The organism is Streptomyces sp. NBC_00094 (assembly GCF_026343125.1).
Taxonomy (GTDB): domain Bacteria; phylum Actinomycetota; class Actinomycetes; order Streptomycetales; family Streptomycetaceae; genus Streptomyces.
In genome coordinates, this window is record NZ_JAPEMB010000001.1 from 488,936 (window position 1) to 503,727 (window position 14,792).

10 protein-coding genes and 1 pseudogene are annotated in these 14,792 nt (G+C 69.7%); 8 read left to right on the plus strand and 3 right to left on the minus strand.

What is annotated here, in order from left to right; all coding sequences use genetic code 11:
- Positions 1-158: 158 nt before the first annotated feature.
- The 6 genes and pseudogenes from OG580_RS02240 to OG580_RS02265 all read left to right on the plus strand — a co-directional run bounded on the left by OG580_RS02240 (position 159) and on the right by OG580_RS02265 (position 7,941).
- Positions 159-1,245, plus strand: a pseudogene (locus OG580_RS02240) (serine hydrolase domain-containing protein).
- 49 nt (positions 1,246-1,294) lie between these two features.
- Positions 1,295-1,939, plus strand: coding sequence for a MerR family transcriptional regulator (locus tag OG580_RS02245; protein ID WP_267041942.1), 645 nt, complete (start codon positions 1,295-1,297; stop codon positions 1,937-1,939).
- Between the two features lie 894 nt (positions 1,940-2,833).
- Positions 2,834-3,088, plus strand: coding sequence for an LAETG motif-containing sortase-dependent surface protein (locus OG580_RS02250; RefSeq protein WP_267041943.1), 255 nt, complete (start codon positions 2,834-2,836; stop codon positions 3,086-3,088).
- Positions 3,089-3,153: 65 nt separating this feature from the next.
- On the plus strand, positions 3,154-4,968 hold the full coding sequence (locus OG580_RS02255) for a DUF4012 domain-containing protein (protein ID WP_267041944.1): 1,815 nt from the start codon (positions 3,154-3,156) through the stop codon (positions 4,966-4,968).
- A 203-nt stretch (positions 4,969-5,171) separates the two neighbouring features.
- Positions 5,172-6,635 (plus strand): glycosyltransferase family 4 protein, encoded by a 1,464-nt coding sequence (locus OG580_RS02260; protein WP_267041945.1) that lies wholly within the window; start codon positions 5,172-5,174, stop codon positions 6,633-6,635.
- A gap of 151 nt (positions 6,636-6,786) precedes the next feature.
- The gene (locus OG580_RS02265) at positions 6,787-7,941 is read left to right on the plus strand and encodes a glycosyltransferase family 4 protein (RefSeq protein WP_267041946.1); all 1,155 of its coding nucleotides are present in this window, start codon (positions 6,787-6,789) and stop codon (positions 7,939-7,941) included.
- On the opposite strand, the gene OG580_RS02270 is transcribed toward OG580_RS02265, so the two are convergent.
- Positions 7,922-9,475, minus strand: a complete 1,554-nt coding sequence (locus OG580_RS02270; protein WP_267041947.1) for an oligosaccharide flippase family protein — start codon at positions 9,473-9,475, stop codon at positions 7,922-7,924. The genes OG580_RS02265 and OG580_RS02270 overlap by 20 nt on opposite strands.
- Before the next feature lie 571 nt (positions 9,476-10,046).
- On the opposite strand from OG580_RS02270, the gene OG580_RS02275 reads away from it, so the two are divergent.
- Both OG580_RS02275 and OG580_RS02280 read left to right on the plus strand, forming a co-directional pair.
- Positions 10,047-12,368 (plus strand): polysaccharide biosynthesis tyrosine autokinase, encoded by a 2,322-nt coding sequence (locus tag OG580_RS02275; protein ID WP_267041948.1) that lies wholly within the window; start codon positions 10,047-10,049, stop codon positions 12,366-12,368.
- Positions 12,365-12,931 (plus strand): low molecular weight phosphatase family protein, encoded by a 567-nt coding sequence (locus OG580_RS02280; RefSeq protein ID WP_267041949.1) that lies wholly within the window; start codon positions 12,365-12,367, stop codon positions 12,929-12,931. Before OG580_RS02275 ends, OG580_RS02280 begins: the two co-directional genes overlap by 4 nt.
- On the opposite strand, the gene OG580_RS02285 is transcribed toward OG580_RS02280, so the two are convergent.
- The gene (locus OG580_RS02285; RefSeq protein ID WP_267041950.1) at positions 12,907-13,911 is read right to left on the minus strand and encodes a polysaccharide deacetylase family protein; all 1,005 of its coding nucleotides are present in this window, start codon (positions 13,909-13,911) and stop codon (positions 12,907-12,909) included. The two genes, OG580_RS02280 and OG580_RS02285, sit on opposite strands and share 25 nt — an antisense overlap.
- Positions 13,908-14,753: a class I SAM-dependent methyltransferase gene (locus OG580_RS02290; protein WP_267041951.1), complete on the minus strand. Its 846-nt coding sequence runs from the start codon at positions 14,751-14,753 to the stop codon at positions 13,908-13,910. Before OG580_RS02290 ends, OG580_RS02285 begins: the two co-directional genes overlap by 4 nt.
- Positions 14,754-14,792: the final 39 nt, after the last annotated feature.

A 14,792-nucleotide genomic window follows, 5' to 3' on the forward strand; every position in this document is an offset into this window, starting at 1 on the left:
CAGGATCCTGAGCGGGGCCAGGGGGTTCTCGCTGCCAGTCATGCCAACCGACAACGCATGTGAGCTGGATCATGGTTGAGATTGACTTTAGGGCAGGGTGGAGGCTCGTCACAGCGGCGCGACGCCGACCCGGGCACAGCCCATGTGAAGGAGCGATCATGTCCACCAACCTTTCCGGACAGGGACAGAATCGTCCGGAGCTGCAGAAGGCAATCGAGGACTTGGTCGAGTCCGGTTTCGTCGGGGTCCAGCTCCGGGTGAACGACGAGCAGGGCGAGTGGGTCGGCAGCGCCGGTGTACGCGAGCTGGGCCAGAGCGCCAAGCCGCTGACGAACGGCCACTTCCGCATCGGCAGCAGCACCAAGAACTTCGTCGCCACCTCGGTGCTCCTGCTGGTGGCCGAGGGAAGGATCAGTCTGGATGCCCCGGCCGATGACTGCCTGCCCGAATTCGGTCTCGACCGGCGGATCACGGTGCGGATGCTGCTGCAGCACACCAGCGGGATCTTCAACCACACCGGCGAGCTCTACGAGGACGGGACGATCGTGCTGGGGGTCCCCTGGCAGGGCAAAGAGTGGGTGGACAACCGGTTCAAGACCTACCGGCCCGAGGAGCTGGTACGGCTGTCGTCGTCCAAGCCGGCGCGGTTCGCACCGGGTACGGGCTGGAGCTACGCCAACACCAACTACGTCCTGGCCCGGCTGGTGATCGAGAAGGTCATCGGCCGTTCGTTCGCCGAGGAGTTGCAGCGGCTGATCCTGGGGCCGCTGGGGATGACCGGCGCCGGGCTCCTCGCCGGAGATCCCCGAGCCGTACAACCACGGCTACTACCGCTACGAGGACGCCGGGCAGGTGCGGACGGTCGATGTCACCCGTCAGAACCCGTCCTGGGTGGGGGCCGGTGGTGACATGATCTCGACCACCAAGGATCTGCACACGTACTTCTCCGCGCTGATGGGCGGCAAGCCCCTGCCGGCCGAGCTGCTGGCCGAGATGCGCACGCCGGAGGCGACGGTCGGCTACGGCCTGGGCGTATTCGCGCAGGAAACGGAGGGCGGCACCGTCTTCCACCACAACGGCGCCACCATGGGCTCGGCGGCGCTGATGTACAGCACCCCCGACGGCGGAAAGACCCTGACGGCCGGGCTTACCTGGGTGGACGACGCCGACCTGTCGATAGCACCGGCATTCCAGACCGCCCAACAGCGTTTCGTCGGCGAAGTGTTCTGCGGCAAGCTGAGCTGATGAGTAACGGAGTCACGATCGGGCAGGCGTCGGCGTCACGGTGAAGACGGTGCGGCACTACCACAAGCTCGGCCTGGTCGCGGAGCCGGAACGTGACAGCTCCGGCTATCGGCGGTACGGATCCGGCGAGTTGCTGCAGCTGGTGCAGGTACGGACGTTGGCCGTGGCGGGCGTGCCGCTGGCCGAGATCGGGCCCATGCTCGGCGCCGGCGCCGAGCAGTTCGGCGCCGCGCTCGCCGACGGCGACCGGGCCCTGCTGCCCGACCGCGCCTGCGCGATCCTGGACCGGATGCCCGGCCTCGGCTTCAGTCCCGACTATGTGGCCGCGCAACGCGAGGCCCTGGTACTGGCCCGGGCGCTGGTGCCGGAGGGCTTCGACGGCTTCCTGACCCAGCTCGAACACGGGCTGGGCGACCCCGAGTACATCGACCTGACCAAGCGCGGCCGGGAGGCCGAGACCTGGGAACCGGACGACCCGAGGATCGAAGAACTCGCGACGGCCATGGCCAACCGATACCTCGCGAACCCCGCGCTCCTGGGGGATCACTCCAGCCTGCAGGCATGGGCCAAGGCTTCCGCCCAGTACAAGCTGATCAACAACCACCGTGAGGGCCATGCACCGATCTCAGCCCGGCTGATCGCGCTCACCGAGACCAAACTCCGCTCGGCAGGCGTACCTGTCCCCCACCGATGAGGTCCTGGAACACGAGTCGGGATCGGTCACCGCAGCCCGCCGGGCCGGCTTCCGCAGCTCCGTACGAGCGTCGCGCAGCTCGGCCATGCGCCGCTCGGTCTCCGCCAGATGCCGGTCGATGAGCAGAACGCCTTCGACACCCTCAAGAAGATCCCCCGGGACGCCCACCGTAGGGGCGGGGTGGCCCACGACCCCTTCGGGGATGTCGTCCCACCGGATGACATCCCCAAGCGGATCACCATCCCCACGCTGGAGGAGATCCGCGCACTCAAAGAGGCCGCGTCCGAGGCTCTCGTCGTCATCATCGACCTGATGTCCGGCTGTGGGCACCGGAACGGTGAGGCGTACGCAGCCAACCTCGAAGGGATGGTCGCGGACGACGTGTACCGCATCACCGAACAGATCGAGGGGAAGACCCGCCAGCGCGCTCCGCTCAAGCACCGCAGGCCTGGCGACTCCGCGAGGTCCCCATGCCGGACACAGTCCGGGAGTCCCTACTCACGTACGCACACGACGTCGGCGCGGACCAGAACGGCTTCCTGCTGCGCACTCAGCGCAGCCCCTACTGGGCGCGTACGACCATGCCAATGCTGGTGCACAGCACGACTGCGGAGTGGCACGCCTCCCTGCAACCCGGGACCGAATTCGCGCTACACCATCCGATGACTTCCGGGCGACATAGGGTTATTGATCACATCAAATTCCTATGTATCCACCTATCTAGATCTTCTAGGTATCGATCACTGCCCGGACAGCCACCGGGTCGCCGTATTGAAGTCGAGGAGAGTGGAGAAGATGACGACATCGCCAAGCTGGCGATCTGTTCTGGCCTCAGCCGCCACAGTCGCTACGCTCGCCGTAGCACCGCTGGCAGGCGCGGGGAGCGCCCTCGCCATGGACGACTCCTACCCACCTCATCCGACGGCGCCGGGGCATCCCTACCCGCCGAAGCCGCACCATCCTTACCCGCCGAAGCCACCGAAGCCGCACCACCCGGACAAGCCGGATCACGGGAACCACCCGCACGATCCTCACCTCGCGGACACCGGTGACGACAACAGCAAGCTGATTTTCGGTGGTGCCGCGGCCGCTCTGGTCGCGGCAGGTGCCGGCACCATGCTCGTCGTGCGCCGCCGTCGCCACTCATGACGGCACCACAACCACGTCGTATGACATTCCGCGGGCGTCCCGGGTTCGCCCGGGACACCCGTCGGGTGCGTCGGCGCATCCACGGCCCTCTGGCCAGGAAGGCACTGCTTGCCGCCGCCGTTCTTCCCCCGGCGGCGGCCGCCTGGATCGTTGCCACGGGCTGGCTCGCCGCCAACGAGCTCCGCGCCGCCCACCACGACCTGAACGCGCTCCGAGAGTCGGTCGCGGCCTCGACGTCAACGGGGCCCAGCCACGCCCCTGCGGTCGCCGCAGGGTCGGCCGCCGAGCCCGATCAGGAGCGATTGCTGCGTTCGGCGGCAGCGCATGCCGCACGCGCACACGACCTCACCACGGGACCGGCCTGGTACACCGCCTCCCAACTGCCCTTCCTCGGACGGCCCTTCGAGACCGTGCGCGGCATCGCCAACGCCTCGCACAGGCTGGCCGGAGACGTCCTGCCGCCGCTGGTGCGAGCCGTCCCCCGACTCTCGGCGGACGCTCACGCAAGCGGCGTCCCACATGCTCTCCTGGAGCTGGAGGGCGAGGCACCCGCGTTCGCCCGAGCCGCGCGTGTCGCGGCCAAGGTGCGGGACGACACCACCCGTCTCCCCCGCTCCAGCTGGCTGCCGGCGGCCGACCGTGGCCGGGCGCAGCTGTCGGATCAGCTCGACCGTCTCGTCCCGGGGACGCGCGACGCCGCCGTCGCGGCCAGCGTGATGCCGTCGATGCTCGGGGCGCACGGGCCACGGCGCTACTTCCTCGCCTTCCAGAACACGGCCGAAGCCCGGGGCACCGGCGGCCTCCCGGGAGCCTTCGCCGTGCTGCGGGCCGACCGTGGCCGGCTCTCCTTCGAGCGCTTCGGCAACAACACCGAGCTGGACGGCATCCGCGCGTATGTGAACCTCGGAGCCGAGTTCGCCGACCGGTACGGGAACAACGAGCCTGGCAGCGCCTGGGCGAACTCCAACATGAGCCCGCATTTCCCGTACGCGGCCCGCATGTGGTCCGCGTACTGGCGCGCGCACACCGGCCAGCGCATCGACGGCGCGATCGCCATCGACCCCGGCACGCTGAGCCTTCTTCTCCGCGTCACCGGGCCGGCCCGTCTGCCCGACGGCACCGCCCTCACCGCTGACAACGTCATGGACCTCACCGAGCGGACCAGCTACGCGATGTACGCGGACACCGCCGAGCGCAAGGCGTTCTTCGTCGAGGCCGCGCGGGCGGCCGCCGAGCGGCTGATGGGTGCGGTCGAGGACCCGAAGCTGCTCCCCGCACTTCTGAACGCCGTCCGCGATGTTCAGCAGGAAGGCCGTATGCAGGTGTGGAGCGCGGACCCGGCCGAGGAGCAGCTACTGGCGCAGGGGGCCTTCGGAGGCACACTCCCCGACACACCCGGCCCCTTCGCAGGGCTCGTGGTGAACAACGCGGCCGGCACCAAACTGGACTACTACCTGGACCGAAGCCTCGTCTGGGCGCCGGGTGCATGCACGGACACCGGCCGATCGGTCACCGCGACTGTGACGCTCACCAATCGGGCGCCGACCTCGGGCCTGCCCGAGTACGTCACTCAACGGGTCGACGCCCCGCCCTACCGGACGCTCCCTGGCGACAACCGGCTGCTGGTCGATTACTACGCCGGCCAGGGAGCGACCCTGGAGCACGCCACGCTGGACGGCCGCCGGGTCGAACTGATCCCCGGCGTCGAACGCGGCCACCCGGTCTACACACTCGACCTTGAGCTGCCCCGGCAGTCCAGCCGCACGCTGGTGCTGCACCTCCGCGAGCCCGAAGCGGACCGCGCCCCGACGATTCTCCGGCAAGCCCTGGTGACGCCGCTGCAGGCCACGGTGAAGCAAGCCGCTCCATGCCCTGCCTGAGAGCGATCCGGAGTACATGTCGACGTACCCAAGGAGCCGATCGGGGGAACAACCCCCGAAACGCTAGGAAAGCCAGGCATTTCGGTCTCCTCGAATTCTAGGCTGACACGCGATCTCCGGCGTCCGCACAACCGAGACCGCCACGTTCTCGTCAGCCACGTGTCGCTGCACCGACCGGGTCCCGCAGCGGATGGAGAGGATTCATGCGCCAGGAAAAGGCAGAGAAAGGGGGATGTCCCCTCGGCCTCCCCGCTGCGGCGGTGGGCGCCGAGGGCGCTGCCGACAGCGGAGAAGAGGCAGAGTCAGCGCTCGGCAGTGCGGCACGCGGGCTGCACATCGTCCTGGTCGCGTACGGCTGCGATCCCACGCGTGGCAGTGAACCGGCCGTGGGGTGGGGCTGGGCCGAAACGCTTGCGGGACGTGGCCACACCGTAGAGGTTCTGACCCACCCCGACCGGGACAACGAGCGCCAGATCAGGCGTCGGGTGGCGGAGCTGGGGGAGGTGGGGAAGCGGATCAAGCCGCACGTCATCCCGGTGCCGGATCTCCCGTCCTGGGCTGCTGCGCTGCCGGGCTTCGTGCGTGACAGCGCCCGGGAGTTCCTGCGCTACAACGGCTGGCAGCGCCGGGCCTTGGCCCATGCGCGGAGCCACGGGCTCGACGGGGCCGACCTCGTGCACCACGTCTCGTACGTATCCCTGCAGGGTGGTTGTGCGCTGTACCGCTTGGGACCGCCTTTGGTGTTCGGCCCCGTCGGCGGTGGTCAGACTGCACCGCACAGCCACCGGCGATACCTGGGCCCGGCGTATCTGCAGGAAGTGGTGCGGACCTTGCGGGTTCGCTACCTGGGCCGTCGGCCGTTGTGCCGTGCGACGCTTCGCGAGGCGGCGGCTGTACTGGTCACCAACTGGGACACGGACCGGCGGGCTCGCCGTATGGGCCGCACTGATACACGTCTGATGCTGGCCGACGGCATCCACGATTCGGTGATCCTGGAGCCGCTGGAGGCTCAGCCGGTCCGGTCCGCACTTCACCCGCCGACCATTCTGTGGGTGGGCGGGCTGACGGCGCACAAGGCGCCGGAGCTGGCGCTGCGGGCGATGGCGCATGTCCGGTCGGAACATCCGGGGGCGCGCCTCGTATTCTTCGGCGACGGGCCGCTGCGGCTCTCCCTGGAGCGACTCGCGCGACGTCTGGGGGTGGGCGAGTCCGTCGACTTCCGTGGTGAGGTGCCCTGGACAGAGCTCCGCACGGCCTACGACGCCGCCGACGTCTTTCTGATGACCAGCCTGCGGGACTCGTTCGGCACCCAGTCACTGGAAGCATGGGCGAGAGGCTTGCCCGTGGTCCATATCGGTCACCAAGGCATCGGTGATTTCTCGGCCCCCGGCGGCGCGGTCTCCGTGCCGCTCGGCGACCCCGCCGATCTGCCGCAACGCCTCGCGGGCGCGCTCAGCGCCGTGCTCGGCGATGATCGAACACGCCACGGCATGCGCGGAGCGGCGTTGGCGTGGGCGCGGAAGCACACATGGACGGCGAAGGCCGAAGCCGCCGAAGAGCTCTATCGCCAGGTCCTGTCCACCGGAAGGCCGCCTGCCACGGCCTCTGCCGAAGACCGTCCCGAGGGGGGCGTGGCCGAGGCCGCCGCCCTCTCGGCGACCACCTGACACAGGAGGTGCAGCGGATGCCAACACCAGAACCGACGCTCGACGTGACCGGAGTGGCCCCTCTGCAGCGCATGAGTTCCTGCCTCTGCGGTGGCGTTGCAGGACCCCGGATCGCCGTGTGGTCGCCCCGCCTCGGGGAAGCCGGCCTCGGATGACCGTGTTGCGGGTCGCCGTCGTCCACAGCTTCTACTCGTCCGGACAGCCCAGCGGCGAGAACGAGGCCGTGCGCGACCAGGTTCGCGCCCTGCGTTCCGCCGGACACGAAGTGGCCGTCATGGCCGCCCACACCGACGAGCTGGCCCGTGGCCGCCTCTACCCGGTGCGGGCGACCGCGACCGTCGCCACCGGCAGGGGCCGGACCCCGATCGCCGAACTGCGGGCCTTCGCCCCTGATCTGGTGCACGTCCACAACCTCTTTCCGAACTTCGCCCGCGGCTGGGTGCGTGCGTGGAACGGCCCATTGGTCGCCACCCTGCACAACTACCGTCCCCTGTGTGCCGGCGCGACCCTGTACCGCGCCGGCGCCCCTTGCACCAGTTGCCTCGACGGTGACCGCTGGGCGGGTGTCCGGCACGGCTGCTACCGCGACTCCCGGCTCGCCACCGCACCTCTGGCCTGGGCCAACAGGAGGGGGGCGACGGGCGATCCGCTGCTTCGCCGCGCCGACCGACTGGTCGTGCTCTCCGAACTCAGTCGCAGGATGTACCTCCAGGCAGGGATCGCCGCCGACCGCATCGCGATGATCCCCAATTTCGTCGACGAGCCCGACCTCGGCACTGACGGTGCATCAGACGGGCGATGGGTCTTCGCCGGTCGACTCAGCGCGGAGAAGGGCGCCCTGGACCTGCTCCGTCGCTGGCCGGAGTCCGAGCCGCTGGACATCATCGGCGACGGCGAACTCCTCGACCGGGCCCGGGCCACGGCACCCTCGTCGGTGCGGTTCCTCGGCCGACTGGACCGCGCGGAGCTGCGCCGACGGCTGCCTTCGTACCTCGGCCTCGTCTTCCCCAGCCGCTGCCTGGAGGGCGCCCCTCTGGTGCAGGTCGAGGCGCTGGCTGCCGGGCTGCCCATCCTCGCCTTCGACGGTTCGTCGGTCGCCGAGTCCGTTCGATCCCTCGGGACCGGTGCGGCCGTCGGCTGGGAGGAACCGCTGCCACCCGTCCTGGCCGACGCAGCCGAACGGTTCCCCGCCCTGCGTGCGCACTGCCGCCGTGTCTTCGACACGTACTTCACCGAACACGCCTGGCTCCGGCAGGTCGAGCGGCTCTATCACGACGCGCTGGGTGTCAGCCCGCTCGTCCGGTGATCAGTCCGCGGGAGACGGCCGCCGCGTACAACGGGAGCCTGCGGCGCAGCACGACGCACACCAAAGCCACCGGAACCATGCCCAGCAGACCATGCGCGACCCGGGCCAGCGGCCCGTTGCCGTAGCCCGCCGCCAGATACCCGCTGCCGTACAGCGCGGCGCCGACGGCCGCATGGACGGCATACGGCCGGACGATCGCCGACATATGGCACAGCCCTGTCCGGTGCCAGCGGACGAGTTGCTCCAGATGCCCGACGCCGGCCGCGACGGACGCCGCCACGGCGACGAGCGCCATGCCCTGGCCGGCCACCACCGCCAGCCCCACGAAGACCACCGTGGCCGCCAGTACGAGCAGTTGGGTCTGCAGCAAGCTGCCCATCTCCCTGCGGATCTCGTCCGCGGCATAGCTGACCTGGCAGAGCAGAACAAGCGGGGCGCCTGCCGCCAGGACCGGCACCAGCGCACCCGCCGCTTCCCATCCGGGCCCGAGCAGGAGGGCCAGCGCGGCCGGGCCCACCCCCGCCAGCACGCCGAAAGTGGCGAACGCGACCGCAGAGGTCGCGCTGAGCACATCGGGCAGCACCGTGCCGAGCCTCCGTCCTCCTCCGTTGATGCGGGCCAGTGAGGGCATGACAGCACGCCTCAGGCTCTGGCACAGCACCGCGACCGGCAGGCCCACCGCGAGCGTCGTGCGGGAGAACTGACCCGCTGCGGCCGGTCCGAGGAACCGGGTGACGGCCAACAGGGTGACATCAGCCGCCGTCATCTGGATCATTCCGTAGCCGGCGAAGGCTCCGGAGATGCGGAGCATCTCGCGAGGCGGCACGTGGGGACCGTCCGCGAGCGGCAGGCGTGCCAGCCACACCGCGGCCACCGCGAGCGTCACCGAGGGGGTCATCACCTGGGCGACCACCAGTCCGTACGGACTCCAGCCGAGACCCAGCAGGCCGGCGCCGACCACCATGCCGGCGAACTGGGCCACGGTCTCGGTGACAGCACAGAACCGCGCCTGATCCAGGCGGCGCAGCGCCGCGACGGCCACCTGCGAGGCCGGCTGGGTGAGGAAGTACACGCCGTAGAGCTGCACCATCGGAGCAACCTCCGGTAGCCCCCACACGGCGGCCGCCAGCGGCGCCACCGCCTGGCTCACAGCACAGCAGAGCACACCGCTCAACATGGAGACGCGGTACGCGCACCGGACGGTCTGCCGGGTCAGCTCCTCGGCACGCAGCAGATAGGTGGCAAGTCCCGCTCCGGCGACGTACCCGAGCACGGTGGTGGCCGCGGCGGCTGCGGCGAAGGCACCGAAGCTCTCGGGAAGAACCACGCGAGCGGTGTAGGCGGTGTAGCAGAGCTGGAGCACCGTGGCGGCGATCGCCGAGGCGTAGTTCCAGCCCAGGGCGACCAGTGTGGTGCGCGCCTCGGGTGCTGCGGTGTCTTTGGACAAGGGCTCCCCCATGTCTCGGTGCGTGCCGCGGGCGGTGCGGACCGCGGAAACCGTCAGGGCGAAGGGCGACAGGTGGCGGGGCGGCACGAACAGACGGTCCCGGGTCCCCTGTGTAGTCGGAATCCTCCGTCAGCAGCGGGCGCTCTCCCACGAACGACATCCCATGACGCACGACATTCTCGAGTTGGTGCCGTACCTCGTTCGTGGGAGGAGACGCACCGTCACCGAGCGGCATCCGGGCAGCACATCAGCTGCCACCAGGACAGACGTACGCAGCAGACACGCCCGAAGGCACCCTTCTACTGACCGGACCATCGGTAACATGCCCGTTATGTCACGAGCTGTTGCGACGCGATCGGTAGTGGACGAGCGACCGCGCTTGCCCCTGATCGCCATGGCGGCTTTCTGGACTCTCGTGGGAGGCATCCCCGCGCAGTTCGGACTGAACGGCCCTGCCACGGTACTGATCTTCTTGGCTGCCGTGATCGCGCTGCCCTACGCCACGCTACGTCGGCCCGTCACCACTCTCACCCCCCGCTCCGCCGCTCTCCGGCCAGGGGCAGGGGTACCACTGCCCCTGTGGCTCTTCGCCGGCCATGTGATCGCCTCCGAGATCCATCAGCGGACCTCGGCCGGGGCCCAGAACACCTTGGTGTACTTGTCCTTCGTCGCCGTGGTCGCTCTGGCCTCCGCGTGGACCTCGGAGGAGTCGCCTCTGCTGCTCCTGCGCTGGCTGCGCGCCGCGGCCGTGGTGGCCGCCATCGGCTATCTGGTGACGGTGGTTCTGGTCGGGCCGGGGAACGGCGTCCTCTATCCCGGGCGTCTGTTCGGTGAGGTCATCTGGATCGGGATGGTCGCCGCCGTGCCGCTGGCGGAGCGTTCGCGCTGGGGTTGGCTCGCGCCGTGCCTGCTGGTGATCGCCGACATCCTGTCCCTGTCCCGGACGTCCGCCGCCGTGTGTCTGGTGCTGGTCCTCGGGGTGGTGCTCAAGGGCCGCGGTCGGGGTGAGTTCCGTCGGGCCGCCCTGCTCGCCACGGTGGTCGCAGCTGCGGCGTACGTCCTCGTGGACTGGTACCGGCCGCTGCAGGACCGCTTCACCCAGAACGACAGGCAGACCTTCGCAGGGCTGGAGATCGGCACCTCGGGCCGTTCGTGGCTCTGGGAGACCACCTGGGCCTCCATCGAGGAGGCTCCGTGGCTCGGCCACGGCATCGGCAGCGTGGAACGCGTTGTCGGCCATCCGCACAACGACTATCTGAGGCTGTGGCACGACCTCGGACTGCTCGGGCTCGTCCTGTGGACGCTGGTGATCCTCGTGATCGGCCGCGGGGTGTACCGCCGCAGACGCGCCGCGGCGAACGACGACGACTGGGCGATCCACCAGGCCGCCCTGCTCGCCGTCGTGGGGCTGAGCCTCAATGTCGCCACCTCCAACCTGCTCGTCTACCTGTTCGTGATGATGCCGGTCGCGGTGGTCATCGGTACCAGCATGGGTCGGTCCGGGAGCGACCTGAATCCCCGTCAAAGACACCCAAGTTCCTCACCTCCGAAGGGGTGCACGTTGGATCTGCGTGGTTTCCTCAAGGCCCTGCGACTGCGGTGGATCTCCATCACCGCTCTCGCTCTCCTCGGCCTCGGCGCCGGAATCGCCTTCACCTCGTTCTCGACTCCCCAGTACCGCGCCACCAGTCAGATCTTCGTCTCCGCCCGAACCACGTCGGACATCACGGAGCTCAATGCGGGCAACGCGTTCTCGCAGGCCCGGGTGGAGTCCTACGCCGACATCATCACCAGCCCCCGGATCGCCGAACTCGTCGTCAAGCGGCTCAGGCTGCCGATTGCGCCGGCCCGGCTGGCCGAGAACATCAGCGCCGAGGTCAAGCTCGGCACGGTGCTCATCGACATCACCGTCACCGACCCCAAGCCGTCGCTGGCCGCACGGATCGCCAACACCGTCGCGGACGAGGCGAGCAGGCAACTGGTCAAGCTCGAGACACCGCTCGGGGAGGAGACCTCCCCCGTGACCATCGGCGTCACGCGCGAGGCCGAGCCGCCCACCACTCCGATCAGTCCGAGGCCCCTGCTCAACGCCTTGGTCGGACTGTTCGCAGGGCTTCTCGCCGGCGTCGGCCTCGCCGCACTGCGTGACACCCTCGACACGACCCTGCACACCGGCTCCGCGATGGCCGAGGCGACCGGACTGGCGGTATTGGGCGCCATCCCGTACGACAAGGAAGCGCCGGACAAGCCACTCGTATCCGGCCCTGCGGCCCACGGTGCCCGCGCCGAAGCCTTCCGACTGGTGCGCACCAACCTGCAGTTCGCCCAGGTCGACCACAGGCCACGGGTGATCATGGTGACCAGCCCGCTGCCGGGCGAGGGCAAGACCAACACCGCCACCAACCTCGCGCTCTCCCTGGCCGAGACGGGTGCCAGAATCTGTCTGGTCGACGCCGACCTGCGCAACCCATGTGTCGCCAAGACCTTCGGACTCGTCCAGGGCGCCGGTCTCACCAGCGTGCTCATCGGCGCGGCGACCGCCCACGACGTGCTGCAGCAGGTCGGGGAGCAGGGCCTCAACGTGCTCGCTTCGGGGCCGATTCCGCCGAACCCGGCAGAGCTGCTCGCCTCCGACCGGATGCGGCAGATCCTCAAGGACCTCGCCGAGGACTTCGACACCGTCGTCGTGGACAGCGCCCCCCTGCTGCCCGTCGCCGACACCGTGGGGCTCGCCCCGATCGTCGACGGAACGGTCCTCGTGGTGCGAGCCCGGCGCACTCCGGCCGAGCGTGTGAAAGCCGCGATCGACGCCCTGCACTCGGTGAGCGCACCGGTCCTCGGCAGCGTGTTGAGCATGGCCCAGCTGACTGGCAATGGGTACGGATACGGGTATGGATACGGGGAGCTTCCCTCCGGCTCGGAGGACGCTCTCGTACCACCTCAGAAGGCGGAAGCCGACGCGATCGGAACCGCGAAGTGACCGTGTTCACGGTGCTGTTCGTCTGCACCGGCAACCTGTACCGATCGCCGATCGCCGAACGGCTGCTCCCCGTGCATCTGGGCGCGGCCGCGCGTGGGTTCCGGATCGCCAGCGCCGGAACGGCGGCGCGACCGGGGGCTCCGATGAGCCCCCGGAGCGCGGCCGTGATCGAGGACCTCGGCGGCCGGGCGGCCGGATTCACGGCCCGACGACTGTCGGCCGAGCTGATCGACTCGGCCGACGTGGTGCTGGGGCTCGCGCGGGAGCACCGCGAGGCCGCGGTACACCTGCGGCCTGCGGCGCTGCGGCGCTGTTTCACGCTCGAGGAGTTCGTGCGCCTCACGGGTGGAGGGCGTCTCGCCGGCGGTGCCGGGGACGTGGTGGCCTGCGCTGCCGCGGCCCGCGGCAGGACCGCCCCCGTGGCACCGGAGTCGGACGACGTCGAGGACCCCGACGGCCGCCCCCCCGCCGAATTGCGCGACTGCGCCGCTCGGATCGACCGGGCGCTGCGCCAGGTGGCGGCAGCGCTCACGGCTGGTCAGGACCTGCTGCTGAGCGGTTGACCCACGCGCGCGACGACACGGGCAGCTCTTCGCCCGACGCGGAACAAGGCGGGGTGCAGCCCGGAAAGGATGGTCTCCAGCCGGTCCACACTGGTCCGGCTGGAGACCACGAGCCGATCGATCCGCAGCGGGTGGCGGGCCCCCGGAGCGGCAAGTCGGTGGTTGTACAGGAATCCGGAGCGATACCCGGCCTGTGAGAGGAAGCGGTGGGCCCGCTCGTCGACGTTGCCATTGGGGTACGCGAAGGAGGACGGCGGGCGTCCGAGCAGCTCCGTCAGCCGCTCGTGCGCCTCCAGTACCTCCGTGCGCACCTGATCGTCGTCACAACGGTCGAGGCAGGGGTGGGTCAGCGTGTGGTTACCGACGACGACGCCGCCCTCCTCCAAGGCACGACACTCGGCGGCGGTGAGCTGCCGCGGGCGCGGGCTGGGCACGGTGGCCGTCGCCCGCAGCTCCGCCAGGGCGAGCTGTCGGTCACGCTCGGACAACTGCTTCAGGGTGTGCGGGGTGAACTCGGGCCGGGTGGGTGGGATCCGGTGAGTGGTGCCGCCATGCCGGACGAGGTGCTCGGCCTCGTCCCACCAGAACGGGGCGCTGGCACCCACCAGCCCCGGAATGACGAAGCAGACGGCCGGAATGCCGCGCTCCGCCAGCATCGGCAGGGCGTGCGTGTACACGCTGCGGTCACCGTCGTCGAAGGTGACGAGCACGCTGTGGGCGGGGAGCGTCCGGCCGCCGTGGGCCGCCTCCTCGACCTGCTCCAGGGACACCGGCACGAACGAGCGCTGCAGCAAGTCGAGGTGAGCCGCGAAGGTCGTCGGGTCCTCCACGCCGTGGTAGCCGAGGACGGCCAGCCGGCCCGCTGCCCGGCGGTGGAACCACGCCTGGGCCGGCGAGCGGCGCAGCATCGTGTCCGGCCCCTGCCACGAGTCGTACCGCGCGTACCAGCCGGCGAGCCTGACCCTGACCGCCGGGTTCACGTCCGGACCAGGGCGGGGAACGACGCGCCGATGCCGACGCCCCGGTACCAGTGGTCGTGCGGCTTCTCGTTGAAGTGGAGGAACTCGCGCTGCTGCTCCTCGGCCCAGCGCGACAGCTCCTGCCAGCAGTAGGTCTTCGTCGCCACCACGACCGCACCCGGTGCCAGCAGAGGGGTCGCTGCCGCGAGTTCCGCACGCTCGTGTTCCGGTGTGTAGCCCGTGTCCACGAAGAGGAGATCGATCGGCTGGCGCCGGGCCACCGGACTCGCGAGGAACTCGAGCGAGTCACCGACCACATGCTCGATCACCCGGTCGTACGGAGGAAGAATCAGTTCGCCCGAGCGGTCGTCGATGTCGACGGTCGCCAGTCGGCCCCGGCCGTTCTTCAGCATGGCGGCCGCGATCACCGCGCTGCCCATTCCGCGATTGGTGCCGGTCTCCACCACGAACTCCGGACGGAGCGCACGGACGATGGCGTACCAGCCGATCCGCCGGCCGTATCGGACCACCCGGTCGGTGATGGCGCTCCGGCTGCCGTGGGCCAGGCCGTCGGCGATGATCCGACGCAGTTCGGCATCCTCCTGAAGCTCCGCCAGGTAGGCGCGCACGACGTCCACTCGACTGCCCGTCACCGTGCTCACGAACCAGGCCAGGTGCTCCATGTTCAGCGGTTCGAGATCGTAGGTGTAGTGAACGTACTCACGAGAACGCACCAGCCAGGAAGCCGTCTGCTTGGCGACACTGGCGTTGTGCCGAGCCACTTTCGCGAGCCGTCCCGGAAAGGCGGCGTAGTGTGCCATCGGGCTTGCTGCGATTCGGCGGGCCAGCTCATTGCTCTGCATGACTACTCCTAATGAGTCTTCTCCGACTCCACTGCCGAT

Excerpts from the sequence above, each read along its gene's own strand:
- OG580_RS02260 (WP_267041945.1), top strand. The coding sequence starts at position 5,172 with ATGCGCCAGGAAAAGGCAGAGAAAGGGGGATGTCCCCTCGGCCTCCCC.
- OG580_RS02290 (WP_267041951.1), bottom strand. The coding sequence starts at position 14,753 with ATGCAGAGCAATGAGCTGGCCCGCCGAATCGCAGCAAGCCCGATGGCA.
- OG580_RS02250 (WP_267041943.1), top strand. The coding sequence starts at position 2,834 with ATGGACGACTCCTACCCACCTCATCCGACGGCGCCGGGGCATCCCTAC.
- OG580_RS02265 (WP_267041946.1), top strand. The coding sequence starts at position 6,787 with ATGACCGTGTTGCGGGTCGCCGTCGTCCACAGCTTCTACTCGTCCGGA.